This window comes from Nonomuraea sp. NPDC005692 (genome assembly GCF_040631115.1).
GTDB lineage: Bacteria > Actinomycetota > Actinomycetes > Streptosporangiales > Streptosporangiaceae > Nonomuraea.
The window spans coordinates 401,943-427,077 of record NZ_JBEXYU010000004.1; the positions used below are offsets into that span (position 1 = coordinate 401,943).

The following is a 25,135-nucleotide window of genomic DNA, read 5'->3' on the forward strand; positions in this document are numbered from 1 at the left end:
CGTCGACGATCAGTAGAGCAGCGCTCTGAGGGGCCGAACGCGGGGTTGTGGCGACTCGCCATAGCTTTGGGAGTTCAGGGCCGAGTAGGTGTCCTCCTCCCGAGCGTGGCCCTGACCGCCAGGTAGTCCCGCCCCACTAGAAGCCCTGATTCTGTCCGGTCCCCGGGAATGGCTTGACCGCCGTCAGAGGCGTTCTCCGTGCGGATTCGGGCGCATCCCGAGGACGCCGCGTCGGGGAGTGTCTCACTGGTCCGAGGTGGGGAGGAGCACTCGGCCGGCGGGGCGGCGCAGCGTCTGGGCGGCGGAGCCGTGTGCGATCAGGCGGCCGTCGTGGATGACCGCGACGCGGTCGGCGATCCGCGCGGCCAAGGGAAGGTCGTGGCTGATGACGATCAGGGTCACGTCGAGGGCGGTGAGCAGGTCGAGCACCTCGGCCTGGGTGACGGGGTCGAGGCCGGAGGTGATCTCGTCGCAGATCAGTATGTCGGGGCGGGCGAGCAGGGCGCGGGCCAGGGCGGCGCGCTGGAGTTGGCCGCCGGACAGTGCGTGGGGGCGTCGCCGGGCGGTGTCGTGGTCCAGTCCGAGCGTGGCGAGGGTCTCGGCGGCCTCTTCTCGGGCGGCGGGTACGGGCCGGGCGCGCAGGCGTACGGCGGTTCTGGCGACCTGGTCCACGATGGTCCGGTGGGGGTCGAACGAGGTCAGGGCGTTCTGGAAGACGTACTGGACGCGGGCCAGGTCGGTGCGGTCCCGCCGTCGGGGCAGGGGGCGTCCGGCCAGGCGGACGGCCCCGGAGGACCAGGGGCGCAGGCCGGCGATGCAGCGGCCGAGTGTCGTCTTTCCGCTGCCTGAGCGGCCGACGACGGCCAGGCGCTCGCCTCGGGTGACGTCGAGGGTCACCCCGCGCAGGATCCCGGCGCCGAGATCTTCGATCTCCAGGAGGGCGACCGGTTCCGCGCGGGGCTCGGGCTCGCGGGGGCGCGCGGTGACCAGGGCCTTGGCGTACTCGGTACGCGGGAGGTCCAGGACGGTGGGGCCGGACTCGACGACGCGGCCGTCCTTGAGCACGACGACCTGGTCGGCCAGTTCCCGTACCAGTTCGAGGTCGTGGCTGAGCAGGACGAGGGCGACGCCGAGCCCGGACAGTTCGGCGGCGACCTCGGCCCGGGTGACGGCGTCCTGGCCGGTGGTGGGTTCGTCGGCGACGATCACGGAAGGGTCTGCCAGCAGGGCATGTGCCAGGACGAGCCGCTGTTGCTGCCCGCCGGACAACTGGTGCGGGAAGCGTCGCAGGAAGGCCCGGTCGTACGGGAGGCGCGCCTTGCGCAGGGCCTCGGGCACGGCGGTGCCGTGGCGGGCCGCGATCTGGCGGAGCACGGTGCCGATGCGCAGCACCGGGTTGAGCACGGTCGCGGGGTGTTGCGGGATGAATCCGACGGTTCCGGGCGGCGGAGGCTGGACGGCGGTGACGGGGTGTCCCGCCACGGTGATGCGGCCGGTGACGCGGGCACCGGGCGGGTGTTCGCCGAGCAGGGCGAGCGCGGTGGTGGTCTTGCCGCTGCCGGACGCGCCGACCAGGGCCAGTGTCCTCGCGGCCGGAAGGGTGAAGCTGACCCCGTCCACCAGGGTCCGTCCGGACACGGTGACCGTCAGATCGTCAACGTGGAGCATGTTCGGCCCTCTTCAGTACGCGGTCCACAGTGAGATTCAGCCCGACGGCGAGCATGACGATCATCAGGGCGGGGGCGAGCACGGCCCACGGGTTGAGGAAGAGCCCGCCCCGGTTGCGGTCGACCATCACCGCCCAGTCGGCCGCGTCCGGCGGCACCCCGACGCCGAGGAAGCTCGCGGCGGCGATGAGATAGAGCGAGCCGGTCAGCCGGGTGCCCGCGTCGGTGGCGAGCACCCGGGCCATGGACCGGGCGACGAAGCCGACGGTGATCCGCCACCAGCCCTCGCCCTGCAGCCGCATGGCCTCCACGGCCGGACGGCTGCCGGCCTCCAGGGCGCAGGCGCGTACCAGGCGGGCGATGTCGGGCAGATGGACCAGCATGACGATCCAGACGAGCGCGCCATCGGCGGCCAGGGCGGCCACCACCAGGAGCAGCAGCAGGGATGGCACCGCCATCAGCACGTCGAGCGGCCGCATCATCGTCTCGTCGAGCATCCTGGGCGCGCTCGCCGCGGCCAGGCCCCACAGCGTTCCCAGCAGGTACGCGCCGGCGGTGGCCAGCAGGGCGGTCACGACCAGGGTCCGGCCGCCCACCAGCACCTGGTGCCAGACGTCGCGCCCGGCGAAGTCGGTGCCGAGCAGGCCCACGTCGGCGAAGGAGGCGGCACGCACCAGCTCGTACGGGATCAGCGGCCCCGCGAAGGCCACGACCAGCGGCACGGCGAGCAACAGGTACCTCATACGCGTGGCGCCAGTCGGAAGGACACGACGTCGGCGAGCAGGTTCACCAGGATGGTCGTGACGGCGAACAGGAGCGCGAGCCCCTGCAGGACGGGAAGGTCCCGACGGCCGATCGCGTCGGCGAGGGTGCTGCCGAGTCCGGGGATCACGAAGACGGCCTCGACCACGATGACGCCGCCGAGCAGCCAGTCGACGGTGCGGGCCAGGTGCTGCGCGGCGGGCGCGAGGGCGTTGGGCAGCGCGTGCGCGAGCCCGTTGAGCCCCAGGCGGCGGGCGTGCCGCACGTACGGCGATGCCAGGACGTCGATCATCGCGGAGCGGACCAGCCGCCCGGTGGAGCAGACGGGCCGGACCAGCAGCACCGCCACCGGAAGCACCAGGGCGGCGGCGGTGAGCCCGCCGAGCCCGGTCGGCGGCAGCCACGCCAGCGCCACGCCGAAGGCCGCCACCAGCACGATGGCCAGCGCGAACTCCGGCACCGCGTAGAGCGCGGCGCTCACCGTGGTCAGCGCCCGGTCGAGCCGGCTGCCCTCGCGCCGGGCGGCGGCGACCCCGAGCACGACCGAGAGGGGCACCAGGAGCAGCACGGTGATTCCGGCCAGCACGGCGGTGGGGGTCAGCGCGTCCAGGAGGATCTCGGCGACCGGGCGGCCGGAGACGAGCGAGGCGCCGAAGTCGCCGCGTGCCAGGGCGGTGGCCCAGGAGGCGAAACGTTCGGCGAGAGGGCGGTCCAGGCCGAGGGCGGCGCGGATGGCCGCGATCCTGGCCGGATCGGGCTGGTCGCCCGCCAGCACCACCGCGGCGTCGCCAGGCAGGGACTCCACCATCAGGAACACCAGGCAGGCGACGCCGGTGACCTGCAGGACGCCCACGGCCAGACGGCGGGCGGCGTAACGGGTCAGGTTCAAGCCAGTCTCACCTTGTCGAACCTGGCCCAGTCCAGGGTGTTGGCGGGCGCGGGACGTACGCCTGTCACGTTGGGCGAGGTGGCGACGACCCAGTCGGCGAACCCCCACACCAGCAGCCCTCCTTGGGCGTGCAACATCTGCTGCATGCGCAGGTAGGCGGCCTCCCGGTCGGCGGCGGACGGCGCGGAGACGGCCTTGTCGTAGAGGGCGTCGAACTCCGGTCTGGCCCATCTGGTGGCGTTTGTGGTCGAGGTGGACAGCAGTCGCTGCGCGATGTGGGTCTCGATCGGCATCGCGCCGGAGCGGAAGCTGACGATGGAGCCCTTGGTGAGGATGTCCGACCAGTACGTGTCCTTGTCGCCGTTGGCGATGGTGGCCTTGAGCCCGGCGGCGCGCAGGTGGTCGGCGAAGACCGTGGCCGCCTCGACGAAGCCGGCCGCGGCCGTGGAGGTGGTCAGCTCGATCGGGAGCCCGTCCGCGCCGGCCTTCTTGATCAGGGCCTTGGCCCGGTCGAGGTCGAACGCGCGCTGGGGGATGCTCTCGGCGTAATGCAGGTAGCCCTTGCCGAACAGGTCGTTGCCGATCTGCCCGGCGCCGGGCATGACGGTGTCGACGATCTGCTGCCGGTCGGTGAGCAGGAACAACGCCTCCCGCAGGTCCGGGTCGTCGAACGGCGCGCGGTCCACCTTCATCGCGAAGGCGTTCATCGAGCTGCCCGGCGCGCGGATGATCGTGACGCGTCCCGTGTGCCGGCGGGCGGAGGCCGGGGTGAGGTCGTGGGCGTACTCGACCTGGCCGCCGAGCAGCGCGTTGACCCGCGCGGACTCCTCGTTGGCGATGAGGAACTCCAGCTCCTCGATGGACGGCGCGCCCTCCCAGTAATCGGGGTAACGCTTGAGCAGCACAGAGCTGCCCGGTTTCCAGGACACGAAGGAGAACGGCCCGGACCCCACCGGCCTGCTGAAGTCCGTGGTCCCCTCGGGGATGATGTACGCGCCGAAGGCGGCCAGCACGTTCGGAAACTCGGCGAACGGCCGCCTGAGCCTGAACTCGACCGCGCGCTCGCCGACGGCCCGGCTGTTTCGCAGGTCGATGAGGGCGAGGCTGGACTTGGCGCGGAACGTCTTGTCCGGGTCGGTGATCCTGGCGTAGCTGGCCAGGACGTCCTGGGCGCGTACCGGGCGGCCGTCGTGGAAGGTCGCCTGCCGCAGGGTGACGCGCCAGAGGGTGAGGTCGGCGTTCGGCTCCCAGCTCTCGGCCAGGCGGGGCTGGGGGGAGACGTCCGAGCCGAGGTCGGCGAGTTTGTCGTACATGGCTTTGGCGCGGGCGGCCTCGTTGAACAGGTTGGCCAGGTGCGGGTCGAGCAGCTCGGTGGCGCCGCCGCCGGCGAACACGGCACGCAGCCTCCCCCCGCTGGAGGAGGAGGCGCTGTCAGTGCCGCATCCGGCGAGCAGGGCGGCTCCGGCGGTCAGGCCGAGGAAGCCGCGCCGGCTGAGGTGGTCACGCATCATGGGGGTCCTTCGTGGATCGGGCGACGACGTGGAGTCGGTCGGCGGACAGGGGCGGGCCGTCGTGCGGCTCCGCCCGCGGCCCTGGCTGGTCGAACAGGTCCAGAAGCTCGAAGCCGGCAACGGCCAGGAAGTAGGCGAGCTCCCGCGGGAAGAGCAGCCGCCACGCCGACCGCTGCTCCAGCGGCCCGCCGCCCGGCCAGGACCAGACGCGGCGGCGGCGCAGCAGTTGAGCGGCGTGGTCGAGCCACAACTCGGTGCGGGAGGTGTAGGTGACGCCGCCGTGGGTGACGGTGCGGGTGAACGGCTCCGGTACCGGGTGGGTGAGGAAGTGCGCGCCGTTGCGCATCTCGGCGATCAGCAGGCCGCCGGGGCGCAGGTGCTCGCGGCAGCGGTCCATGAACGCGGCCAGGTCGGCGTTGGTGTGGCAGTACAACAGGGCGCTGTCCAGGCACGTCACCGCGTCGAACCGGCGACCGAGCACGAAATCCCGCATGTCGGCGCGGACGAACCGCACCACGGGGTGCCGGTCGCGCGCGTGGTCCAGCATCGGCTGCGACACGTCGATGCCGGTGACGTCGTAGCCGAGACTGGCCAGGTGGCCGGCGTCACGGCCGGTGCCGCAGCCGACGTCCAGGAGTCCCGGCCCGCCGCCGAAGCGGCGTATCTGGTCGTCCACGAAGCGGGCCGCCCTGTGGTCCGGATCGGGGAACTGGGTCTCGTACAGGGTGGGGTGGTCGGTCAGGAAGTTCACGCGGGCACCGCCGCGCGGCGTCCGATGACCCGGACGGCGGCCGCGCAGGCCAGGCCGATCGCGGCGCACACGACGAACCCGGCCGTGCCCGCCCAGCCGATCAGCGCGGTGCTGGCGGCGGCGGCGACCCCCGAGACCAGGTAGAAGACGCCGAAGTAGGTGCCGGCCAGCGACTCGCCGCCGAAGTCGCCGATGCGCTCGTACACGAACGGGTGGGCCATCATCACGCCGAAGGCCAGCGCCAGCACCGCGACGAGCACCGGGACGATGCCCGGGAGCAGCGCGGGGACGAGGAAGCCCGCGCCCATCACGGCCAGGCCCCACGCCATCGCGCGGTCCCGGCTCGTCGCCGCCTCCAGCCACTTGGTGATCCGCACCTGGAGCAGCAGGGTCACCACGGTGGAGGTCAGGAACAGCAGCGCCACCGAGCCCGCCGTGCCCGTCGCCTGCTCGGCGGCGAGCGGGAGGACCAGGTAGAGCTGGTTCTGCAGGGCGTACATGCCGCTGAGGGAGAGCGTGAAGGCGAGGAAACGGCGGTCGGCCAGGCAGCGCCGCCAGTCGCCGAGCACGGAGGAACCGCTCGGTGTCACCTCCCGCGCGGGCAGGACGCACGCCTGCGCGACGGTCAGCACCGCGAAGATCGCGGCGGCGGTGATCGCGGCGACGCGGAAGTCCACCAGCAGCAGCACGCCGCCGAGCACCGGTCCGCACAGCGCTCCGGCCTGCGCGAACACGTTGAACAGCGCGAACGCCCTGGCCTTGTCGGGGGCGGCCACCGCGATGTATCCGCGGACGGCCGGGTTGAACAGCGCGCCCGCCAGCCCGCTGAGCACGGCCGCCGCCAGCAGCAGAGGCAGCGTGACGCCGAACGCGAAGAGCCCGAATCCGACGGCGCGCAGCGCGCACCCCGCGATGATCACACGACGTGCGCCCAGCCGGTCGGAGGCCGAGCCGCCGACCAGGAACAGGCCCTGCTGGCTGAGGTTGCGCACCCCGAGGACGACGCCGGTGACCGCGGCCGACAGGCCCAGATCCTTGGTGAGATGGCCGGCCAGGTAAGGAACCAGCAGATAGAAGCCGGTGTTGACGCCGAACTGGTTGACCAGCAGCAGTCGCACGGCCCAGGAGAGCTCTCTCATGCCGGCCGCACCCCCAGCCCGGGTTCCCCGTGAAGCCGCAGCACGCCGTCGTGCCCGCCGATCCCGGTCCACGGGTCGTCGGCGAGCAGCAGGTGCCCGTCCAGATCGGCCCAGCGGGCGGACGGCGCCAGGTGCACGGCGGGCGCGACGCCCAGGCTGCTGGCCACCTGGCAGCCGAGCATGAGCTCCAGGCCGTGCCCGGCGGCGTACACGGCGATCCGCCGGGCCGCCGAAAGGCCGCCGCATTCGGCGAGCTTGACGTTCACGCCGTGGACGGCGTCCGGCAGGCTCTCGACGTCCTCCAGGGTCCGCGCGTCCTCGTCGGCGATGACCGGGATCGGCGAGCGTTCGGCCACCCAGGCCAGGTCGTCCAGGGCGCCGGGGGCGACCGGCTGTTCGACGGCCTCGATCCTCAGGGGGGCGACCGCGTCGAGGGTCCGTACCGCCGCCTCGGGCGTCCAGGCGCCGTTGGGATCCAGGAGCAGCCGTGCGCCCGGTTCGGCGCGGCGGATCGCGCGGACCCGCGCGACGTCGTCACCGCCGCCCAGCTTGATCTTGAGCATGGGCAGGCCGGGAGCGGGGTCCTGGCCGATGCCCACGGTGAACGCGGTCATGGTGTCGGCCCAGCGGGTGCCGAAGAGCGCGTGGACCGGCAGGCCGCGTCGTCTGCCCAGCAGGTCGTGCAGGGCCGCATCCACGGCGGCGAGCACGCCGGGAGCGCCGGCGAGGAGGTCCGGCACGGTCTCCAGCGCCTCCTCCGGGCCGGTCTGCTCCGCCAGGGCCGGGCGCAGCCGCCCGAGCGTGCCCGTGATGCGTTCGACGTCGAGCCGGTGGTAGAGGCTGGTCACCGCCTCCCCGTGGCCGCGCAGCCCCTCGTGCTCGACGGTGATCACGACGGCGTCCCTGCCGGTCATCACCGACCGGGAGATCCGCAGCGGCTCGCGCAACGCCAGCCGCGTCACACTCCAGGTGAGCCTCACGCGGGCACCACCGCGAGCAGAGGATCGGCGACCGTGCGGCAGCGGGCCCAGCCGGACACCTCGACCGCCCGCGGATGCGCTATCTCCACGGGCTGGTCATGGGGCCGGCCCAGCAGGCCGCGCTCCCGGCAGTAGTCGTCGTCGAAGATGGACCCCAGGTACCGGTCGGGCCCGTCCGGGAAGATCGTGACCACGGTGGCGCCGGGCTCCCTGCGCGCCGTCCAGGCGGCGACCCGGGCGACCGCGCCGGTGCTCCACCCGCCGGTCACGAACGAGCCGCGGGCCAGCCTGCGGCAGGCGTCCACGGCCTCGACCGGGCCCAGCCAGTGCACCTCGTCGAACAGCTCGTACGCCACGTTGCGCGGATGGATGCTGCTGCCCAGGCCGCGCATGAGCCGGGCCCGCGCGGGCTGCCCGAACACCGTGGAGCCCACCGTGTCCACCCCGACCAGGCGCAGGCCGGGCCAGTAACGGCGCAGGCCGCGGAAGGCTCCGGCGCTGTGCCCGCCAGTGCCCACGCTGCACACCAGCACGTCGGCGTGCGGCAGCCGCTCGGCCAGCTCCCGGGCCAGCGAGGCGTAGCCGTCCGGGTTGTCGGGATTGTTGTACTGATCGGGCCAGTACGCGCCCGGCAGTCGCTCCAGCACCTCGCGCACCCGTTCCAGCCGTGCCCGCTGCCAGCCGCCCTGCGGGTGGGGGCGGTCCACGACCTCCAGGCGCACCCCGTAGGCGCGCAGGAGCGCGCGCATCGCCGGTTCGAGTTCGTCGTCCACCACCAGGACGACCGGATGCCTGAGGCACTGCCCCGCGAAGGCCAGGCCGATGCCGAGCGTCCCGCTGGTGGACTCCACGACGGGGGCGCCGGGGGCCAGGTCGCCGCGCGCGCGGGCGGCGGTGAGCATGGACACGGCGGCGCGGGCTTTCATCCCGCCGACGCCGAATCCCTCCAGCTTCGCCCAGAAGCCGCCGTGCGGGTGGGGGAGCGGGGTGGTGATCCGGGCCAGCGGCGTGCCGCCGGCCAGGGCCGAAAGGTCCTTCATGGCCGCTCCCTGTAACGGAAGACGACGGTCTCGCCGCCGTCGAGCCAGAAGAACGGGTACGGCTCGGCCGACACCGCCGTGACACCCGCGCCGAGGAAGTAAGGCAGGATCGAGCTGCCCGTCTGGGCGTACATCACCAGCGGCTTGTCCCGGGTGCGGGCATGGTTGAAAAGGGTGGAAAAGCTTCCGTTGCCCAAGGTCATCCCCGAGGCGAGCACGCAGTCGCAGTCGTCCAGGGCCTCTGTGAGGTCGGTGATCACGGGCTCGCCCCACTCGGTGGAGCCGCCCTTCAGGTCGCACGGCACGTACGGCACGCCTCGCTCGCGCAGGCGGTGCAGCAACGAGTTGACCACGCCGACCACGAGGACTCGCCGGGCGTGAGCGGGCACGAGGTCGGTCACGGCCGCGGCCCGGGCCAGGGACTTGCCGAGGGACGTTCCGGCAGGCACGGTGACCCGCTCGCCCCAGTGGGGACGCGCGGACATCAGGTAGGCGTCGAGCGCGGCCACGCGGATCGCCGGCGCCTGATGGGCGAGCAGGTCGGCGACGGAGGCGCCGACGCACTCCTCCACGGCCACGTCGGTGACCTCGTCCGGTTCGACGGCGCAGGAGCCCACGGCCCGGCCGACCCGCAGGCTGATCACGTGGTTGCGGTAGGCGTTGCCACGCGATTCGTGCCGTACGCCCTGCCGGGTGGTGAAGGCGGTGCTGATCCGCTCCTTCGCGGGCTCGGGGCCCAGCTCGCCGGCGAGCGCCCGCTTGGTCAGCGTCGTCAGGTTCATCGTTCGTACTCGACCTTCAGCCCCGCGACCAGCGCCTGCGCCCTCGTTCCTGCGTCGCCGCCGTCCGCCAGGTCGGTCACCATGACGTGGCCGAGGTAGCCGTTGTTGCTCGTGGGCTCGCCCGCCTGGTGCCCGGCCGGACGGAGCGACCAGTCGACGACGTCGGGGGCCGCGGCGAGCTCGCCGGTCCCGTGCACGGCGGCGATCCGCCCGGCGTGCTCGGGTAGCAGAAAGGCGATGGCGGCGCTGCGCACCCCGGTCTCGGTGGGAGTGAGGTCGGGCCGCTCGCCCGCGGCGAGCCTGGCGTGGACCATCGGCAGGTCGACGCCGGTGACTCGGCGGACCAGCTCGGTGATCTGGTTGCCCGCCGGGCGCGGATTGACCTCGATCAGCGCCGGGCCGGCCGGGGTGAGGCGCAGCTCGGTGTGTGCCACCCCCAGCTCCAGGCCCAGCGCCTCGACCGCGGCCACCGCGGTCTGCTCCGCCTGCCCGGCCAGGCCGGCGTCGAGGGCGGCGGGGAACACGTGGCCGCTCTCGACGAACCACGGCTCGCCGACCAGGCTCTTGCCGGTCACACCCACCACGTGGACGTCGCCGCCGAAGCTGACCGTCTCGACGCTCACCTCCGGCCCGGTGAGCAACTCCTCGAGCAGGACGACCGGCACCCGCCGCTGGCCACGGGCGTTGACGGGGAACCCCTCGAGGTCGAGGAAGGCCGTCCGCAGCCCGGCCCGGTCGTGGACCTTCCGTACGTACATCCCGGCGCACAGATCGACCGGCTTGACGACCAGGGGGTAACCCAGGCCGTTCGCCGCCTCCACGGCCTCCTCCCAGGAGGTGGCGCCGGCGAACCGGGGTCCGGGGAGCCCGGCGTCCCGGAGCGCGGCGCGGGCGAGGTCCTTGCGGCAGGCTCGGCGCACCGACTCCGGCGAGGGGCCCGGCAGCCCCAGGCGAGCCGCGACCTCGGCCACCGCAGGCAGGTAGTAGTCGCACGAGGACAACACGCCGTCGAAGCCGAGCGCCTCGTGCAGCCGCTCCACCTGGGGAAGCAGCTCAGCGAGGTCGTTGGTCTCCGCGGTCAGCACATGGTCGGCGGCCAGCAGCGGATGCGACCGGGCGTCGGGCGAGGCCCGCAGGTAGTGGTGCAGGTCGCGGGTGAGAAAGGTGAAGTGGTGCCCCGCGTCGCGGATGGCACGCGGCAGCAGCGTGCTCATCGCCCCGACCCAGCTTTCGATCATTAACAGGTGTGCCATGCCATCTCCTCTGGCGTGATGTCGTGAAAATGATTACCATTTCTGTCATGGCATGGCAATCCGGACATGGGGGCCTTGACCCCAGGCCGGGAGTTGACGGTTGCGCTCGGGCGGCCTGTCGTGATGGAGGGCGGAGACGACGGTGACCTGGACTCGGCCGAGCGCAACGGCTGCCGCGAAGCAGGCCGAGGCGGGACTGTTCTCGAAGCACGAGCATCGAACCGGCGACAGGTGTCCAGTGGAAGGTGCGGTTCATCCCGCATGCCGCCGCTTCGGGGAAGCCGTCGCGGAGCAGGGCGTGGCGCGGCTCGTCCTGGTGGCCATGGGCAACGTCGCCTTGGTCGGCATCGGGCTGGGCCTGTGGTGGAAATGGCGACTGATGTGGCTGGCTGCTTAGCCGTGGGGATGTCTCAGGGACGTCCGCCGTCTGCGCGCCCTGGCGGCACCGCTGGCTCCCATCGCCACCGCCACCGCCACGGCCACCGCGTTGGTGAGCCGGGCGGCCAGTGCCGGATCGCCGCGGTTTGTCCGGGCGGCGTCCCCTTTTCCCGGCCGGGCGGTGCAGTCCACGGAGATGTCCCAGTCCACCATGCCCTGGGCGTCCTGCTCGGCCTGGAGCGCGGTCAGCAATCGCTGCCAGGTGTCATCGGCTGACCAGCGTCGATGGCGCTGGTGGCCGTGTTCCACGGGCCGAATCGTTCGGCAGCAGCGGCTCAGGCCGCTCCCACTCCGCGTGGGTTAAGTGGCTGCGCGGATAGGGGCGGTTGGGGAGACTTGTGCCTGTTCTGCCGTCCTGGCTGACCGAACCGCTGTGGGAGTAGTTCGCGGCCCTGTTGCCAATGCGGCCGGAGTTCCACCCGGGCCATCCGTTGGGCTGTCATTGCAGGCGTATCGGTGACCGGGCCGTCTTCGACAAGCTGCCCCGCTGCTCGCCGCGACCCTGGACCTGCTGGACGACCTCCGGCCCCTGCCCGACGACATCACCGTGCACCTGGACGCCGGCTACGACTCCGACAAGACCCGCGCCCTGCTTGCCGAACGTGGCCTGGACGGCCCTATCGCGCACAAGGGCGAGAAGGCACCGGTCCAGGCAAGCGACAGGTGGCATGTGGAGCGTACCCACGCCTGGCAGAACGCCTTCCAGCGCCTCGCCCGCTGCCACGAACACCACGCAACGGTCATCAACGCGTTCTTCGATCTCGCCGACACCGTCATCACCGTACGCAGCCTGATCCGCCGGGCCTGGACAACCCACCGCTGGGACAACCGACCCAACCGCCACCCGTGAACACACGCCCGATGGCGCGTCGAGCGGTTCATTGCTCGTCGTCGAGGCCCTCGACGTCGACAGGCTGCCTTCCGTTGAACGTCACGAGGATTCCGTAGGGGTCCGCCAGCCGGAGCCTGCTCTCCGTGAAACGGATTGCCCAGGTTTGGTCGGCCCACACGGTTGCTTCGGGACCTGCCAGTGGCAACTCCGGAAGGTCGAGCCAGCTCAGTTCCTCAGTTGTGAGTTCGAAGTGCGATTCCCGGAGTCGGGTGCGGCAGTACTCCAAAGCTTGGTCGACGAAGACATCGAAGTGGCTCACGACGTCGTGAGCGAAATGGAGGGTGGCCTCTTCTGGCGGGGCGGCTGGCTCGATCACCAGACTCATCCCGGTCTCGACCGCGCCTGTCGGCTCCGGGAAGTAACCGGTCCAGCAGGCCAGCGATGGAGGGCTCTCCATCCTTCTCAACACAACCCCGGCGATACGCACGGTCGCGGGCAGTTTCGCGTCAACGCCAGGCTCTTCAGCGCCCGAGCTTCTCGTGGGGGCGCCGTTGTCGGTCATCGGCTCAGCATAGGTCAAGCCTGGTCACGATGATGATCGACAGCCGAGGGACGTAGCCACTTGTGCCCTCCGCCCCAAGCCCCATTCGCGCGGTCTGTAAGTCACCTCGACCCATGGCCGATCGTGACGATCAGTCAGTAGACCTAGGAAACAGCACCTAGCCAAGCTGTATCGAAACTCGTACTTCTGACGTCAGGCGAGAGGCAGGCTCAGCGCTCTACCGCGGTCAGCCCTCGGGGTGTGGAGACGTGCGGCCGCTCGCGAGCGAAGAGCGCGCCGAGAGCTGCGGCGAGAAGGGGAAGGCCGCCCACGATGGCCATGATGGCCGGCCACGGGGTCTCGAACGGCACCCGTAGTGGCTCCTCCCACGTGGTCCGCATTGTCAGAGGCCACAGCAGCAACATCCCGGCGGGACACCCGACGATGGCGCCGAGGACTGTTCCGCACAGGGCGCTCATACCGGCGCGGGAGGCGCAGAACCACCGAAAGGCCGCGGCCGATCCCCTGCCGGCCCGTCTCATGACCCGGGCCTGGCGCGAGTTCGCGGCCTTGCCGAAGCCGGACGTCAGCGCACACACGAGGGCGGCGAGGAGCGCCGCCACGGCGACGGGCAGCCACCCGATCGAAGCCTCGAAGCCCCGTTCGACGTAGATCCGAGCGACCGCGTCGTCCAGCCGATCGTCGAGGCGCTGCTCCTCCTGGGCAGTGACTCGATGGAGGGTGGGGTCGATGATCAGCTCGTCCGGCTGGAGCTGATAGCCGAGATCCCGGACGATTCCCGAGGGGACGAAGATCGTCTCCATGTGGGGGTCGGAGGTCCTTGCGACGATCGCTCGGACGGTCTTGCTCACCGTGGTCTCGTCGTTCTTGTCGATCTCGTAGGCGAGGACCACGGAGTCGACCTTCACGTCGGCCGACGTGATCACCACAGCTGTGCCCTCGTCGTAAGGTGTCGACTGATCGCCCGTGAGGTACCGCAGCAGCTTCTCGTCGCCGATGGCCTGATCCCAGTAGACGGCCTCCTCTGGCGTCTCGACGTGCTCCGCCGTGGCGCGGAGGAACCAGGACGGGTCTGGAACGGCCTCGCGCTGGACGATCGGCACGCCGGGCAGTTCCCGCTCCATCGCCGCTCGTGCGGTGGCCGCGTCCGCGGCCGAGAAACGCCCTAGGTATGCAGGGCTTGACTGGACCAATAAGCTGCCGGGCCTGCCTGAGGGAAGGTATTCGGCCCTGCTCTGCGCCGTTTGGCCGACCGCGATGACCGTCAGTGCGAGGCCGAAGGCCGTCACCGTCATCGCCAGCGTGATCGCGAGCACCGCGCGGGCTCGACGGTGGGCCAGATCGCGGGCCGCCAGGCGAAGGGGCGTCGGCAGGCGTTCCGCGAACGGACCGAGGATCTCCAGCAGCCGCGAAGGCAGCGGGCCGAGACCGGCGGCGAGCAGACCCGCGCCGATGAGCGTGATCAGCAGGAACTCGAAGAATTCGATGGCGCCGTAGCGTGAATCCTCACCCGCCAGCCACGCGCCGAGCCCCATCAAGCAGACGCCCACGAACGACGCCAGCAATCCCAGGACGACGGCTCTTCGACTCATCAACTCGTGACGGTTGGGCGGGGCGGAAAGCAACGCGGTAGGAATGGCCGCTGCCGTGGTCATCAGAGGAAGGCCCACGAGGGTGACGACGATCAGGGCCTCGAAGACGTAGAACTCAAGATCGGAAAGCATGCCGGAACAGTAGTGAGCCGTCACGGCGCCGTATACGCGTGTCCGCCTGGACCTGGGTGTAGGCGATGGGGTCACGCTGGCCGTACGGGCTGGACGCCCAGCCGGGCGGCAGTGTCTGCGGCCAAGTGGCCCGGCGCCGGCCGGCGTGAGCAACGGCGCGAGCTCGGCTGCGGCCCTGCTTGGCCGGCTGGGTTGTGCGGCGACGACGCGGAGCCGTCCGCTGGCGGCGTCGTACCGGCCGAGAAGCAGCCCGCTCGGCCGCTGCGGCGAGCCGACGTAGCCGCCGACGACGGCATCTGAGCTGGTCCTGCGTTTGACCTTGATCCAGCCTCGGACGCCGCAGTCGTAGGTGGAGCAGGTGAGCTTGCGGACCAGCCCCTCGACCCCGACCACGTGCAACGTCTCGTACAAGATCCGCGCCTCAGCCTTTGTCTGGGGTTCTTAAGCGAAGAAGAAGCGAGCGTGCGGAGAGCGCCTCGAGGAGTTAGCTCGGCGGTTCGTCGCAGTACTCCGACACGTGGGCGTTCAAGTGATCTTGCTGGTGGGGGAGGGGGTGAATCGTGGTCCCAAGGGGCCCGGTCACGGTGGCGCGATTGTGGTCAAGCCTCGATTGGTGCGGCCGCCCTGGCGGCTTGCTCGATCTTCGCGCAGTAGGCTGCACGGGCTTCCTCGTCGATCTGCTGCTCGTGTTCGGGGCGCATCCCGGTCTGGCCGTCGAGGCTCTCGCGCAGGATGTCGGCGTGCCCGGCATGCCGGGTGGACTCGCAGAGGACATGGACCATGATGGCGAACAGGTTCATGTGCAAGGCCGGCGTTGACTCCGGCCACCACGGCACGTGGCCGGGGGCGTCGAGGGGAAGCTCGTTGATCGTCGCGTCCGAGTGTTCCCACGTGCGCCGGTAGAACCCGATGATCTGATCGCGGGTCTCGTCTTTGGTCGCCCACAGATCGCTGCCGTCGGAGTCCTGCCACCGGGGCAGCGGTTCCGGGGAAGGGCGGTCGAAGACCTCGCCGAAGTACCTGGCCTCGACGGTGGCCATGTGTTTGACCAGGCCGAGGAGGTTGGTCCCGGTCGCTGTCAAAGGTCGGCGGACGTCGTATTCGGACAAGCCGTCGAGTTTCCAGAGCAGCGCCTTGCGGTCCCGCCACAGTCTGTGGTGCAGGTTGTCTTTCGCGAAATCGTCGATCATGGGTCGCGATTCTGTCAGGCTGCACCGACGATCAGGTAGGCGAGGGCTTGCCGGTCCTGCGCGGAGAGGTGCTGCAGGAGGGGGATCACCGGCTGGAGCACCTCCATGGCGGCCTCGGGTGTGATGGCGTCATCGTCGCTGAGGTCCGGCCTGATGACGATCTCTGCGAGGGCTCTGGCAAGGGGCGTTCGAGCGTGGTCATGATGGGGCTTCTAACCGGGTGTTGGGTTGTGGTGCTATGGGGCGGCTGACAGGGCGCGACGGCGGTTCTGGTCAGCCTGCCGCCGACTCGCCGGGCCGGCTTCCAGACATCGACGACGCTGGCGTTTGTCCAGGCTGTCACGACGACGCGCCTCACGAAGCACGTCGCCCGGGCTGCGGGTGGTCACGTAGGGTTCTCCTGCCCGGTCTGAGTGGTAGGGGTGAGGACAGTCAGGGGCAGCAGCGGGCGAGACCCCGCCCGGACTTTGCGTAGGACCGCGCAGGCCTCGTCCACTTCGGCCCGACGATCAGAAGGCAACTGCGCGAGCCGGTCCCGCATTGTTGCCGTCACCTCCCGACAGGCGCCGATCTGCTCGGTCAGATTGCTGATCACGTACTCGGCGGTATCCATAGCTTCAGCGATCTCCCGGTCGGCCCGCAGCTCGTTGATGTGCTGCTCGATGGCGGGCAGGAAGGAAGGGGCGGGGCGATAGAAGCCGCAGCCGGCGCACTGAAAGCGGATCGGGCAGGACTTCCCGCCGGCCTTGACGTTGCTCGGCTCCACGCAGTTGCCGTAGGGGACCGCGACGGAGCCGCGCTCGTAGGCCAGGTCCGAGCCGAAGGGCGCCGATCTTCCTGACCGGTCAACCGCGTGCGTGGCCATGGTTCGGACGGCCTCGCGCTTGCGTTTCAACGACACTCACGGCACCGTCGGATATCAGGGCTGTCCGAGTGGGTCGCCAGAGCGCTGTATGGACTGTGATCAGTCCTGGTGCGGTGCTGCTGCTGGGTGGGTTACCTTCGCGTGGTGGCAGACGAGGCGCGGGCTTATCGCTATGTCGGTCCAGCCGAGGTGCGGGCGGCGATGCGGCACGCCCCTGCCGGCCAAGTGATCAGGACGATGGAGGACCTCATTGCCTGGTTGGGGGTCGTCGGCCAGGATGAATTGGCGAACCCGTTCACGTTCGTCGTTGGTGTGCAGGGGAACCTTCGGCTGGCGCCGCGGCGTAGCGAACATGTGGCGTGCGCAGGCGGCGGGGTGGTGCTGAGCGCGGGTGAGATCGCCTTCGCGCAAGGGTCTGATGGTTGGGAGGTTGCTGAGGTCAGCAACCAATCGACGGGTTACTGTCCGGAGGCAGGTTCCTGGACTGCGGTCGAGGAGGTGCTTGATCGGCTTGGGGTGGCTCATCCTGGCCGGTTCACCGACGAGTTCGTCTTCCGCCGCTGCCCTGAGTGCGGAGAGCGCAACGTGGTCAAGGATGGCTCCTTCGTGTGCACCGTCTGCGATGGGGACCTCCCGGCCACCTGGAACTTCGATGTGCCGGCAGAGGGTTACTGATCGCCATCCAGGTCGTGTTCGGCATCAAGAGCCCCGCAGGCGGCGGTGAGTTCTCCCGTGGCGATCAGATCGGCAACGGCATCGACCATCGCCGGGATCCCCGGCCGACGCATGATGATCAGGTCTGTGGTCCAAAAGTAGGCGCCGCTGCTGCATTCACCGGTGTCGCGGTAGCGGTCCATGACCTGCTGGATCGCATCGAGGGTCATGAAGGTCGCGTAGTGCCGCGAGCCGTGGCTCTGACGTGGTAGAGCGGCCCGTCGATTTCGATCATAAGCACTTCCTTCGCAGGGATGGTGTGACGCGGTCATGAAGGGGTCGTGCGGCGGCTGACGTCGGCGGCGTAGGTCATCCAGCCGCCGGAGGAGGCTCGTCGCCAGGCGACGGCGACGTCGATGTGGATGCCGAGCATGCGGGCGAGCAGGGCAGCGGGCAGTTCGGTGGCGAGTTGGAACAGGGCGGTGGAGCGGGCTTGGCCAGGCTGGATGCCGAGGCCTTTGAGACGTTTCCCGAGGTGGGTGGCGCTGATCGGGCGGCCGGGCTGTCCTCCGGGAAACAGCCGGGGCGTGTCGCGGAACGTGAAGACAGCACGGGGCCTCGGCATGAAGGGTATTCATAAGATCGGTGCGGCACTCGCCGTCACGACATTCTTCCCTCTGGGGTCGCTGGTCATGCCCGCTCACGCCGCGCCGGTCTGTCCGGCCTCGGTCCGGGCCCAGGGACGCTGGATCAACCTGGGCCACCGGCGTCGAGCTCGACACTGGTGAGGCCTCCGCCGTCACTGACAGCGCATGCCGTAGAGCACTGACCACTTCACGGAGCCTGAACAAATCCTCAACATGGCTCGGCCTAGCTTCACTCCTGTAACCCGCTCGACACGAGCGGATTCACGAGCGGAGGAGACGGCATGAAGGCCGAAGACCCGCGAGTGGCAGAAGTGGCAATTCGGCCGCAAGATCACGCGAGAGTCAGCGGAAACCTCGATCACGCCCTGGTGGCGCTCCGCGCCGGCGAGTCGAGCCCGTTCAACCCGCGCGACTGCTGGAGAACACCCGGCTCCGCCGCATGATCCGGGCGACCGTCACTACGGGCCGTCGCCGATCCGATCAGCAAGGGAGGACATCTCAATGCGCATCAACCTCGCGATCCGGGCAGGGCTGCTGGGCGTCGCCTCGGCGGCGGCGCTGTCTTTGGCCTCGGCCCCTGCCCAGGCGGCCCCCGCCACAGCGCCGCAGACCGCGGTTCGGACCGCCACCGCGCCTGCCACCCCCCAAGGGGGCGCCGCGGCCGAGGCGGTCTTCGGCCAGGCGGCCGACAAGCGCGCCAGGTGGGTCACGCTCAAACACGAGTCGGGCCGGCACGGCTACTGGGGCCCCTCGTGGAACCGCAAGCACGGGCACCGGGTGATGCAGGTCAAGGCCCGCTGCTGGGGCAAGGGCCAAACCATGATCGTCAAGTTCATGTACCGGAACCAGTACCTGGACTGGAAGGTCATGAAGAGGGCCAAGTGGCCCTGCGACGGAACTCCCCGTTACCTGCGCGTCTCCAATGCGGGGCACAAGAAGTACGGCGCGATCTTCATCCCCTCGTACACGCAGACCATCGAGTACTGGGCGCAGTCCTACGGCTGACCGTCAGCACCGCCGTTCCCGTGGGGTCATGATCCCCACCTGCGACGGTCACTACGGGCCGTCGCCGATCCGATCAGCAAGGGAGAACATCTCAATGCGTATCAACATCGCGACCCGGGCCGTGCTGCTGGGCGTCGCCTCGGCGGCGGCCCTGTCCTTGGCCTCGGCCCCCGTCCGAGCGGTCGCCATCACGCAGCAGGCTCCGGCCGCCGCCGCGCCGAGCGCGGTCCAGAGGGCCACGGCGGCCGAGGCGGTCTTCGGTCAGACGACCGCCGCACGCGCCAAGTGGGTCACCCTCAAGCACCAGTCGAAGCGGGTCAGCAACTGGAGTGTGACCTGGGATCGCAAGTACGGACACCGGGTGATGCAGGTCAAGGCGCGCTGCTGGGGCAAGGGCCGGACCATGAACACCGCATTCGAGTACCGGAACCGCTGGGGAGCCTGGAGGATCATGAAGAGCGCCAAGTGGCCCTGCGACGGCACTCCCCGCTACCTGCGCGTCACCAACGCCGGGCACAAGAAGTACGGCGCGTCCTTCACCGTCTCGGGTCGGCAGACCGTCGAGTACTGGGCGCAATCCTACGGCTGAGGTGGCCACTGATCCGCCCCGCGTCCGGGGGCGCGCCGTATGCGTGCTCCCGCCGGCGGTTCCGTCACGGCAGGGACGAACCGGGATCCCGGAACAGCTCGCGGAGCCGGTCCTCGTGCTGCGGTGGCCGCCGCCGCGCCCGTCGAACGTGACCGATCACGATGGCGCGGCTGGTCAGACCTGTCGTCTGTATTGTCCAGCGGGACGGCGCCGCTCGGTGAATCAGCAGGCCGAACCCCGCCAAGGCCGCTCGGGTCGGCTCTCTGGACGGCCGGATGCCAGTACTCAGCCCGCCGGGGGCGCACACTCACGCCATGCCCGTGAGTGTCCACCGTCAGCATTCCGGGCCGGCCGTGGCGACCTACGTATGTTCATCCTGGCGCGTGCTGGATCAGGCCGGACGGCAGCCTGACCATAAGGGGTCCTTGTGCCGCCGTTGCCCGGCCGCGGCCGGTGTCCTCGGGAATCAAGGGCGCGCCGGTTGGACGGCCCCGTGCGCGCGCCAAATTCCGCGCTCCTGTCTCCCGCCGCGACATTCCTCACCTGATCTCCGAGATCAAACGACTCCGTCAGCTGTCGGCCGAAGAGGGCGGCCAGGAGTGAGAGGCATAAGAAGGCTCACTACGATCCACGGGAATCGACAAAGACTCCCGGCAAGGTGACGCCACGGGTTGCCAGTGCGAAACTGCCGCTTTGAACAGCTGCCGCGGCTTCGGGATCGGGTCCGGCTCACCCAGCGGTAAGTGAGTCTTGAGCAAGGAGCATTTCGCGCCGGTGAGGTCTCCACATAGGCGCGAGCACGCCGGGCGGTAACCGGCCTGCCCGTTCGCTGAGGAACGGTCGCTGAGGAACGGTCGCTGAGGAACGGCCGCTGGGGAATGTCGTGGGGGTGGCGTGACTCCGGGACGGTCATCGCCACCCATCTTCAGCTCGGATTCGCCATTCGCTTCGCGAACGCGGCGATTACTTCAGGAACTGGAAGATGAACGGCGCGACCAGCCCGATCAGGGCCAGGGCCTCGGTGAGGACGAAACCGAGCAGGATGTTCTGGCGGATCAGCGGATACGCCTCGGGCTGGCGGGCGATGGCCTGCACGCCCTGGCCGAAGATGATGCCGACGCCCACGCCGGGGCCGATCGCGGCCAGGCCGTAACCGATGGCGGTGATGTTGCCGGAGACTTGAGCGAGTACGTGCATTGCGCCGCCTTTCTGGCGTCCGGTGAAGCAGTGATTCGCTGGTCTGCTTGCATTTCAACCCGTGGACGCGAGAAAGAAAATATGGCGTTTCTCCAATTAATCCGCAAAATGCTCGTTGATCGACGTACTGGACAAATCGATCTACATGTAGAACGCGTGAGCGGTTCCTTCCGTGCGCCCGTCGCGGGCGCACGGAAGGGCCGGGGTCAGCGGGTCTCCCTGCCTTCGACGGTCGCCTTGAGGGTGCTCGTGGCGGTCCTGGCCTTGGCGGCCGGCCGGGCGGCGTCGGGGCCGGGCAGGTCGCGGCTGTAGGCGTAGACGACGGCCGCCGTGGCGACCGCGCCGGTGTTCAGCGCGAGTGCCTTGTCGTTGATGTTGGCGATGGTGTCGCAGGCCTGGTGGTAGCAGGGGTCGTAGGGCTGTCCGGCGGTGCCGCCGAAGATCGCGGCCTCCTCGGGCGTCTTGATGCCCTCGGCGCCGGTGAACACGCCGCCGGAGGGGATGCCGGCCTCGATGAACGGGCCGTAGTCGGAGCGGCCGTCGAAGTCGGTGCCGTTGTGTCCCTGGTGCAGCAGGTCGAAGTACTTCTCGTAGAGCTTCTCGATCTCGTCGGAACCGGGCGGGCCCGCGGGGGCGCCGACGCCGTCGGAGTCGTCGCCGTCGTAGATCTTGAAGGCGTAGTTGGTGGACCCGAGCATGTCGTAGTCGAGGAAGAGCTTGACCTTGGACAGCTCGGCCGCGGGCAGCGTCTCCACGTAGTGGATCGAGCCGAGCAGGCCCAGCTCCTCGGCGCTCCACCAGGCGAAGCGCAGCCGGTTGCGGGTCGGGATCTTGCCCAGGGCCTCGGCGACGGCGAGCGTGGCGGCGGTGCCGGAGCCGTCGTCGTTGATGCCGGGCCCGGCCGGGACGGAGTCGAGGTGGGCGCCGGACATGACCACCTTGTTCGGGTCGCCCCACTTGGAGTCGGCGATGACGTTGTAGGTGGTGCGCATCTCGCTGACGGTGTCGGTCTTGATGTGGATCACGCCGCCGGTCGTGGCCAGTTCCTGGCCGACGTCGAAGCTGGTGCCCAGCACGGGGATGGTGACGGGCGTGCCGAGGTTCCCGCGCAGGGTCGCGGTACGGCCCGGCTGGCCCTCGTTGAAGACGATCACCGCCACGGCCCCGGCGGCCTTGGCGTTGTTCGCCTTGACCACGAAGTCGCAGGTGCCGCGCTGCAGCAGCGCGATGTTGCCCGGCGTGAACCCGGCGAAGTCGGCGGCCTCGCACCCGGAGTTGGACGTGCTCGGCGTCGGGCCGGGCGGCAGGACGAGATCGACGTTCTGCAGCGACGCGGTGACCTCGCCGGACCCGGAGTAGGTCATGGTGGCGAACTCGCCGACGGAGGAGCCGTCCGGCGGGGTCGGGGTGAAGACGCGCGGGCTGGGGGAGACGCGCTCCATCAGCGCCGTGGACTTCTCCTCGAAGTAGGCGATGTCGAACGGCTGGAGGGTGACGTTGTAGCCGGCCTTCTTGAGCTTGGCGGCGACGTAGTCACGCGAGGCCAGATGGCCGCTGGTGCCGGCGGCGCGGTTGCCGTTGTTGGCGTCGGCGATGTTCTGCAGTGCCTGCAGATGCTTCTTCACCGCGGGGGCGGTGACCGAGTCGATCAGTTTCTTCTCGGCCGGGGCAGGCGCGGGGTCCGCCTGCGCCGCGGTCGGAAGGAGAGCCAGAGGCAGGGACAGTGCCGCGGCCGTCGCAAGGACGCGGAAGGTGCCTCTGCGCAGGGTGATGCGCATACGAGCTCCTCGAACTGAGATGAAACAGGTGTCTTTCCCGATTCAGCGGCCCAGGAGAATACATAAGCCGACAAATCCACCCGTGGGAAGAATTTGAGTCGTCCAATGTTGGACAAGTGCATTGGTGGGACCATGCGGACGGCTCGGCGCGCCGCCCGCTACCAGCCCAGTTCGTCGCAGCCCTGATGGTCGACCGGCTCCACCTGCAACGTGGCGTGCGCGATGTGGTGGCGCTGCCGCAGCACGTCGCGGGCCCGGTCCAGGACGGCGTGGTTGTCGCCCGGCTCGACGGTGACCAGGTGCGCGGTGGCCACGTTCATGCCGGAGGTGAGCGTCCACAGGTGCAGGTCGTGCACGTTGTGCACGCCGTCGATGGCCGCCAGGTCGGCCGCCACGGCGGCGGCGTCGATGCCCTCGGGCACGTGCTGCCCCAGGACGGCGAAGACCTGCCGCCCCAGCGACACGGCGCGGACGGCCACGAACACGCCGATGGCCAGCGCGACGACGGTGTCCCAGAACGCCTGCCCGGTGGTGGCCACCAGCCAGCCGGCCACGATGACGCCGACCGAGCCGGCGGTGTCGGCCACCACCTCCAGATAGGCGCCCTTGACGTTGAGGCTCTCGCTCGCGCCCGAGCGCAGCAGGAGCAGGGCCACGAGATTCACCACGAGGCCGATGGCGCCGACGACGAGCATCGGACCGGAGGAGACCTCGGCGCTCCCGCCGATGCGGCCGACGGCCTCGATCACGACGTACAGGGCCACGCCGAGCATCAGCACGACGGCCAGCAGGGAGGCGAACACCTCGGCCCGGTAGGAGCCGTAACTGCGCCGGCCGGTGGTGTCGGGACGGCCGGCGATCCTGGTGGCGACCAGCGCCGCGCCGAGGGTGACGACGTCGGCGGCCATGTGCCCGGCGTCCGACAGCAGCGCCAGCGACCCGGAGAGGAGGCCGTAGCCCAGCTCGACCAGGAAGAACGCGCCGATCAGGGCGAAGGAGACCGCCAGCCGCCAGCGGTGGCGGGCCCCGGCGTGCCCCTGGGCCTGCCCGTGCCCGTGTCCGTGTCCGGTGCCCATCACGACGTCCCTTCGCGTTCGGGGTGGATGGCCTCGGTGTGCTCGGTGTGGGCCAGCGCCAGGTCCAGCAGCATCCGGACGTGCGGATCCTCCAGCCGGTAATAGGCCATCCGGCCCGAGCGGCGGGCGGCCACGATGCGGTGGGCGCGCAGCAGGCGCAGCGCGTGGGAGACCGCGGACTCGCTCTGTCCGGTCACCGCGGCCAGGTCGCACACGCACAGCTCGCCGTCCAGCAGGGCGACCAGCAGCTTCAGCCGGTTGGGGTCGGACAGCAGGCCGAAGACGTCGGCGGTGTCGGCCAGGTCCTCGGCGGCGGGCATGCGCTCGTGCACGGCCGCGACGCGGTCGGCGTCGACCACCTTGACCGCGCAGCCGTCCACGGCCAACACGTGCTCATCTGAAGAACTGTTCACATATCTAACTTAGCGGGACATGTCGGTGATCTGTCAACCCGCCTCAGGCCCGCAGCCGCGGGGTCAGCCGCTGCAGCGCCGCCGCCAGCCGGTCCACCTGCGCCGCCGAGGTGAACAGCGCCGGGGTGACCCGGACGGCGTCGCCCCCGGCCATGCCCGTGCGGGCGACCGTGTAGAGGCCATAGGTGTTCAGCAGGGTGGCGGCGACGGCCTCGTTGTCGGCCGTGGAGGTGCGGCCGGCGATGCGGAAGGCGGTGATCGCGCCGTACATGCCGGGCTCGTCCGGGGTGAGGATCTGCAGGCCCGGCAGGTCGCGCACCTGGCTCACCCAGCGGTCGCGCAGGTGCCGCAGCCGGGCCTGCTTGACGGCCGCGCCGAGCCGCAGGTGGAAGTCGAGCGCGTCGGGGACCGTGAGGGGCGCCGCGACGTCCATGGTGCCCGAGTGGACCCGCGAGCGGATGTCGCCGGCCGGGAAGCTCTCGTCGCCGAAGACGGGCTCGATGTCGGCCAGCCGGTCCCGGCGGATGTAGAGGAACCCGGTGCCAAGGGGCGCGCCGATCCACTTGTGCAGCGAGAACGCGGCGAAGTCGGCCCCGAGGGCGGGCAGGGTGAAGTCGAGCTGCCCCCAGGAGTGGGCGGCGTCCACGACGACGTCCACGCCGCGCTCGCGGGCCATCGCGACGATCTCCCGGACCGGCAGCACCAGGCCGGTGCGGTTGTTCAGGTGCGACAGCAGGAGCAGCCGGGCCCTGGGGGTGGTCCGCAGCGCCCGCTCGTAGGCGTCCAGCGACGCCTGCCGGGTGGCGGGCTCGGGCAGGACGAACCGGGCGACCGTGGCCTCGCGCCGCCCGGCCAGCCAGTTCATGGTGTGCTGGGCGGAGGGGTAGTCCAGGTCGGAGTAGAGCACGGCGTCGCCCGGCCGCAGCCGCCGGTAGCCGGAGATGAGGTTCTGCAGCGCCTCGGTGCCGCCCCGGGTGAGCGCGATCTCCTCGCGGGTGACGCCCAGCAGCGCGGCGATCCGGTCGCGCACCTCGTCGGCCCTGGCCTTGTACGCCGTGCGCAGCAGGTGGGAGTTGCGGGCGTTGAGGACGTCGACGTTGCGGTGGTAGGCGCGCCGGACCGGCTCGGGCATGATCCCGTAGTAGCCGTTCTCCAGGTTGACGAAGTCGTCGCTGACCCGGAACTGCCCGGCCACGCCCGCCCAGAAGCGTTCGTCCCGGGCCGTGCCCGAGGCGTCGGCGGCGGCCGGCGGGAGCCCTTGCGGGAGTGCGGCCAGCGCGCCGACCCCGGCGATGACCGCACGTCTGGACAGGGCCATGAGACACCCCCAAGGTCGGGCGGCGCGGAATCGGGGCCGCGCCGGCGAATGCCAGTGTCGCGGAGATGTCGCC

Annotated in this window: 26 protein-coding genes and 1 pseudogene; 5 read left to right on the forward strand and 22 right to left on the reverse strand. The window is 70.4% G+C overall.

Annotation, left to right across the window (positions count from 1 at the left end):
• Positions 1 to 243: 243 nt before the first annotated feature.
• Genes ABZ459_RS12465 through ABZ459_RS12510 form a run of 10 tightly spaced genes read right to left on the reverse strand, consistent with a single transcriptional unit; the run spans position 244 to position 10,774 of the window.
• Positions 244 to 1,668, reverse strand: coding sequence for an ATP-binding cassette domain-containing protein (locus ABZ459_RS12465; RefSeq protein WP_357969407.1), 1,425 nt, complete (start codon positions 1,666 to 1,668; stop codon positions 244 to 246).
• Positions 1,655 to 2,410: an ABC transporter permease subunit gene (locus ABZ459_RS12470; protein WP_357969410.1), complete on the reverse strand. Its 756-nt coding sequence runs from the start codon at positions 2,408 to 2,410 to the stop codon at positions 1,655 to 1,657. Before ABZ459_RS12470 ends, ABZ459_RS12465 begins: the two co-directional genes overlap by 14 nt.
• Positions 2,407 to 3,318 (reverse strand): ABC transporter permease, encoded by a 912-nt coding sequence (locus ABZ459_RS12475; RefSeq protein ID WP_357969412.1) that lies wholly within the window; start codon positions 3,316 to 3,318, stop codon positions 2,407 to 2,409. Before ABZ459_RS12475 ends, ABZ459_RS12470 begins: the two co-directional genes overlap by 4 nt.
• Positions 3,315 to 4,829, reverse strand: a complete 1,515-nt coding sequence (locus ABZ459_RS12480; RefSeq protein WP_357969414.1) for an ABC transporter substrate-binding protein — start codon at positions 4,827 to 4,829, stop codon at positions 3,315 to 3,317. Before ABZ459_RS12480 ends, ABZ459_RS12475 begins: the two co-directional genes overlap by 4 nt.
• Entirely contained in the window at positions 4,819 to 5,580 is a 762-nt protein-coding gene (locus tag ABZ459_RS12485) for a class I SAM-dependent methyltransferase (protein WP_357969417.1), read from the reverse strand. The genes ABZ459_RS12480 and ABZ459_RS12485 overlap by 11 nt, the downstream gene beginning before the upstream one ends.
• A complete protein-coding gene (locus ABZ459_RS12490) occupies positions 5,577 to 6,719 on the reverse strand; it encodes an MFS transporter (RefSeq protein WP_357969419.1) in 1,143 nt (380 codons plus the stop codon). The genes ABZ459_RS12485 and ABZ459_RS12490 overlap by 4 nt, the downstream gene beginning before the upstream one ends.
• Entirely contained in the window at positions 6,716 to 7,699 is a 984-nt protein-coding gene (locus ABZ459_RS12495) for a dipeptide epimerase (protein ID WP_357969421.1), read from the reverse strand. Before ABZ459_RS12495 ends, ABZ459_RS12490 begins: the two co-directional genes overlap by 4 nt.
• Positions 7,696 to 8,739, reverse strand: coding sequence for a PLP-dependent cysteine synthase family protein (locus ABZ459_RS12500; RefSeq protein WP_357969422.1), 1,044 nt, complete (start codon positions 8,737 to 8,739; stop codon positions 7,696 to 7,698). Before ABZ459_RS12500 ends, ABZ459_RS12495 begins: the two co-directional genes overlap by 4 nt.
• On the reverse strand, positions 8,736 to 9,521 hold the full coding sequence (locus ABZ459_RS12505) for a DUF364 domain-containing protein (protein WP_357969424.1): 786 nt from the start codon (positions 9,519 to 9,521) through the stop codon (positions 8,736 to 8,738). Before ABZ459_RS12505 ends, ABZ459_RS12500 begins: the two co-directional genes overlap by 4 nt.
• Positions 9,518 to 10,774, reverse strand: coding sequence for an ATP-grasp domain-containing protein (locus ABZ459_RS12510; RefSeq protein WP_357969426.1), 1,257 nt, complete (start codon positions 10,772 to 10,774; stop codon positions 9,518 to 9,520). Before ABZ459_RS12510 ends, ABZ459_RS12505 begins: the two co-directional genes overlap by 4 nt.
• A 142-nt stretch (positions 10,775 to 10,916) precedes the next feature.
• Between ABZ459_RS12510 and ABZ459_RS12515 the strand changes: the two genes are divergently transcribed.
• Positions 10,917 to 11,171 (forward strand): hypothetical protein, encoded by a 255-nt coding sequence (locus tag ABZ459_RS12515; protein ID WP_357969429.1) that lies wholly within the window; start codon positions 10,917 to 10,919, stop codon positions 11,169 to 11,171.
• On the opposite strand, the gene ABZ459_RS12520 is transcribed toward ABZ459_RS12515, so the two are convergent.
• The gene (locus tag ABZ459_RS12520) at positions 11,168 to 11,461 is read right to left on the reverse strand and encodes a hypothetical protein (RefSeq protein ID WP_357969431.1); all 294 of its coding nucleotides are present in this window, start codon (positions 11,459 to 11,461) and stop codon (positions 11,168 to 11,170) included. The two genes, ABZ459_RS12515 and ABZ459_RS12520, sit on opposite strands and share 4 nt — an antisense overlap.
• A 280-nt stretch (positions 11,462 to 11,741) precedes the next feature.
• Between ABZ459_RS12520 and ABZ459_RS12525 the strand changes: the two are divergent.
• Positions 11,742 to 12,062, forward strand: a pseudogene (locus ABZ459_RS12525) (IS5/IS1182 family transposase); the annotation flags it as partial.
• A 28-nt stretch (positions 12,063 to 12,090) separates the two neighbouring features.
• Here the strand turns inward: ABZ459_RS12525 and ABZ459_RS12530 are convergent.
• The 4 genes from ABZ459_RS12530 to ABZ459_RS12545 form a co-directional block, all read right to left on the reverse strand.
• Positions 12,091 to 12,606 carry a hypothetical protein gene (locus ABZ459_RS12530; protein ID WP_357969433.1) on the reverse strand — a complete coding sequence of 172 codons (516 nt, stop codon included), beginning with the start codon at positions 12,604 to 12,606 and terminating at the stop codon, positions 12,091 to 12,093.
• 209 nt (positions 12,607 to 12,815) lie between these two features.
• On the reverse strand, positions 12,816 to 14,330 hold the full coding sequence (locus ABZ459_RS12535) for a hypothetical protein (RefSeq protein WP_357969435.1): 1,515 nt from the start codon (positions 14,328 to 14,330) through the stop codon (positions 12,816 to 12,818).
• Positions 14,331 to 14,929: 599 nt separating this feature from the next.
• Positions 14,930 to 15,520 carry a DinB family protein gene (locus ABZ459_RS12540; protein WP_357969436.1) on the reverse strand — a complete coding sequence of 197 codons (591 nt, stop codon included), beginning with the start codon at positions 15,518 to 15,520 and terminating at the stop codon, positions 14,930 to 14,932.
• A gap of 385 nt (positions 15,521 to 15,905) precedes the next feature.
• Positions 15,906 to 16,421, reverse strand: coding sequence for a hypothetical protein (locus ABZ459_RS12545; protein WP_357969438.1), 516 nt, complete (start codon positions 16,419 to 16,421; stop codon positions 15,906 to 15,908).
• 108 nt (positions 16,422 to 16,529) lie between these two features.
• On the opposite strand from ABZ459_RS12545, the gene ABZ459_RS12550 reads away from it, so the two are divergent.
• Positions 16,530 to 17,060 carry a hypothetical protein gene (locus ABZ459_RS12550; protein ID WP_357969441.1) on the forward strand — a complete coding sequence of 177 codons (531 nt, stop codon included), beginning with the start codon at positions 16,530 to 16,532 and terminating at the stop codon, positions 17,058 to 17,060.
• Here ABZ459_RS12550 and ABZ459_RS12555 read toward each other — a convergent pair.
• A complete protein-coding gene (locus tag ABZ459_RS12555; protein ID WP_357969443.1) occupies positions 17,054 to 17,269 on the reverse strand; it encodes a hypothetical protein in 216 nt (71 codons plus the stop codon). The two genes, ABZ459_RS12550 and ABZ459_RS12555, sit on opposite strands and share 7 nt — an antisense overlap.
• Positions 17,270 to 17,367: 98 nt before the next feature.
• Complete coding sequence (locus ABZ459_RS12560; RefSeq protein WP_357969445.1) at positions 17,368 to 17,664, reverse strand: hypothetical protein; 297 nt, start codon at positions 17,662 to 17,664, stop codon at positions 17,368 to 17,370.
• A 523-nt stretch (positions 17,665 to 18,187) separates the two neighbouring features.
• On the opposite strand from ABZ459_RS12560, the gene ABZ459_RS12565 reads away from it, so the two are divergent.
• Both ABZ459_RS12565 and ABZ459_RS12570 read left to right on the forward strand, forming a co-directional pair.
• A complete protein-coding gene (locus tag ABZ459_RS12565) occupies positions 18,188 to 18,691 on the forward strand; it encodes a hypothetical protein (protein ID WP_357969448.1) in 504 nt (167 codons plus the stop codon).
• Positions 18,692 to 18,785: 94 nt separating this feature from the next.
• A complete protein-coding gene (locus ABZ459_RS12570; protein WP_357969450.1) occupies positions 18,786 to 19,280 on the forward strand; it encodes a hypothetical protein in 495 nt (164 codons plus the stop codon).
• 963 nt (positions 19,281 to 20,243) lie between these two features.
• Here ABZ459_RS12570 and atpE read toward each other — a convergent pair.
• The 5 genes from atpE to ABZ459_RS12595 all read right to left on the reverse strand — a co-directional run bounded on the left by atpE (position 20,244) and on the right by ABZ459_RS12595 (position 25,062).
• Positions 20,244 to 20,477 (reverse strand): ATP synthase F0 subunit C, encoded by a 234-nt coding sequence (gene atpE / locus ABZ459_RS12575; RefSeq protein ID WP_352329951.1) that lies wholly within the window; start codon positions 20,475 to 20,477, stop codon positions 20,244 to 20,246.
• Positions 20,478 to 20,683: 206 nt separating this feature from the next.
• The gene (locus ABZ459_RS12580; RefSeq protein WP_357969454.1) at positions 20,684 to 22,255 is read right to left on the reverse strand and encodes a M28 family metallopeptidase; all 1,572 of its coding nucleotides are present in this window, start codon (positions 22,253 to 22,255) and stop codon (positions 20,684 to 20,686) included.
• 158 nt (positions 22,256 to 22,413) lie between these two features.
• Positions 22,414 to 23,331, reverse strand: coding sequence for a cation diffusion facilitator family transporter (locus ABZ459_RS12585; protein ID WP_357969457.1), 918 nt, complete (start codon positions 23,329 to 23,331; stop codon positions 22,414 to 22,416).
• On the reverse strand, positions 23,331 to 23,744 hold the full coding sequence (locus ABZ459_RS12590; protein WP_357969460.1) for a metalloregulator ArsR/SmtB family transcription factor: 414 nt from the start codon (positions 23,742 to 23,744) through the stop codon (positions 23,331 to 23,333). The genes ABZ459_RS12585 and ABZ459_RS12590 overlap by 1 nt, the downstream gene beginning before the upstream one ends.
• 43 nt (positions 23,745 to 23,787) lie before the next feature.
• Positions 23,788 to 25,062 (reverse strand): aminotransferase class V-fold PLP-dependent enzyme, encoded by a 1,275-nt coding sequence (locus ABZ459_RS12595; RefSeq protein WP_357969462.1) that lies wholly within the window; start codon positions 25,060 to 25,062, stop codon positions 23,788 to 23,790.
• Positions 25,063 to 25,135: the final 73 nt, after the last annotated feature.

Coding starts and splice junctions, on each gene's coding strand:
- ABZ459_RS12465 (WP_357969407.1), bottom strand. CDS start 1,668: ATGCTCCACGTTGACGATCTGACGGTCACCGTGTCCGGACGGACCCTG.
- ABZ459_RS12470 (WP_357969410.1), bottom strand. CDS start 2,410: ATGAGGTACCTGTTGCTCGCCGTGCCGCTGGTCGTGGCCTTCGCGGGG.
- ABZ459_RS12480 (WP_357969414.1), bottom strand. CDS start 4,829: ATGATGCGTGACCACCTCAGCCGGCGCGGCTTCCTCGGCCTGACCGCC.
- ABZ459_RS12490 (WP_357969419.1), bottom strand. CDS start 6,719: ATGAGAGAGCTCTCCTGGGCCGTGCGACTGCTGCTGGTCAACCAGTTC.
- ABZ459_RS12500 (WP_357969422.1), bottom strand. CDS start 8,739: ATGAAGGACCTTTCGGCCCTGGCCGGCGGCACGCCGCTGGCCCGGATC.
- ABZ459_RS12505 (WP_357969424.1), bottom strand. CDS start 9,521: ATGAACCTGACGACGCTGACCAAGCGGGCGCTCGCCGGCGAGCTGGGC.
- ABZ459_RS12510 (WP_357969426.1), bottom strand. CDS start 10,774: ATGGCACACCTGTTAATGATCGAAAGCTGGGTCGGGGCGATGAGCACG.
- ABZ459_RS12530 (WP_357969433.1), bottom strand. CDS start 12,606: ATGACCGACAACGGCGCCCCCACGAGAAGCTCGGGCGCTGAAGAGCCT.
- ABZ459_RS12535 (WP_357969435.1), bottom strand. CDS start 14,330: ATGCTTTCCGATCTTGAGTTCTACGTCTTCGAGGCCCTGATCGTCGTC.
- ABZ459_RS12540 (WP_357969436.1), bottom strand. CDS start 15,520: ATGATCGACGATTTCGCGAAAGACAACCTGCACCACAGACTGTGGCGG.
- ABZ459_RS12555 (WP_357969443.1), bottom strand. CDS start 17,269: ATGACCCTCGATGCGATCCAGCAGGTCATGGACCGCTACCGCGACACC.
- ABZ459_RS12560 (WP_357969445.1), bottom strand. CDS start 17,664: ATGCCGAGGCCCCGTGCTGTCTTCACGTTCCGCGACACGCCCCGGCTG.
- ABZ459_RS12565 (WP_357969448.1), top strand. CDS start 18,188: ATGCGCATCAACCTCGCGATCCGGGCAGGGCTGCTGGGCGTCGCCTCG.
- ABZ459_RS12570 (WP_357969450.1), top strand. CDS start 18,786: ATGCGTATCAACATCGCGACCCGGGCCGTGCTGCTGGGCGTCGCCTCG.
- atpE (WP_352329951.1), bottom strand. CDS start 20,477: ATGCACGTACTCGCTCAAGTCTCCGGCAACATCACCGCCATCGGTTAC.
- ABZ459_RS12580 (WP_357969454.1), bottom strand. CDS start 22,255: ATGCGCATCACCCTGCGCAGAGGCACCTTCCGCGTCCTTGCGACGGCC.
- ABZ459_RS12585 (WP_357969457.1), bottom strand. CDS start 23,331: ATGGGCACCGGACACGGACACGGGCACGGGCAGGCCCAGGGGCACGCC.
- ABZ459_RS12595 (WP_357969462.1), bottom strand. CDS start 25,062: ATGGCCCTGTCCAGACGTGCGGTCATCGCCGGGGTCGGCGCGCTGGCC.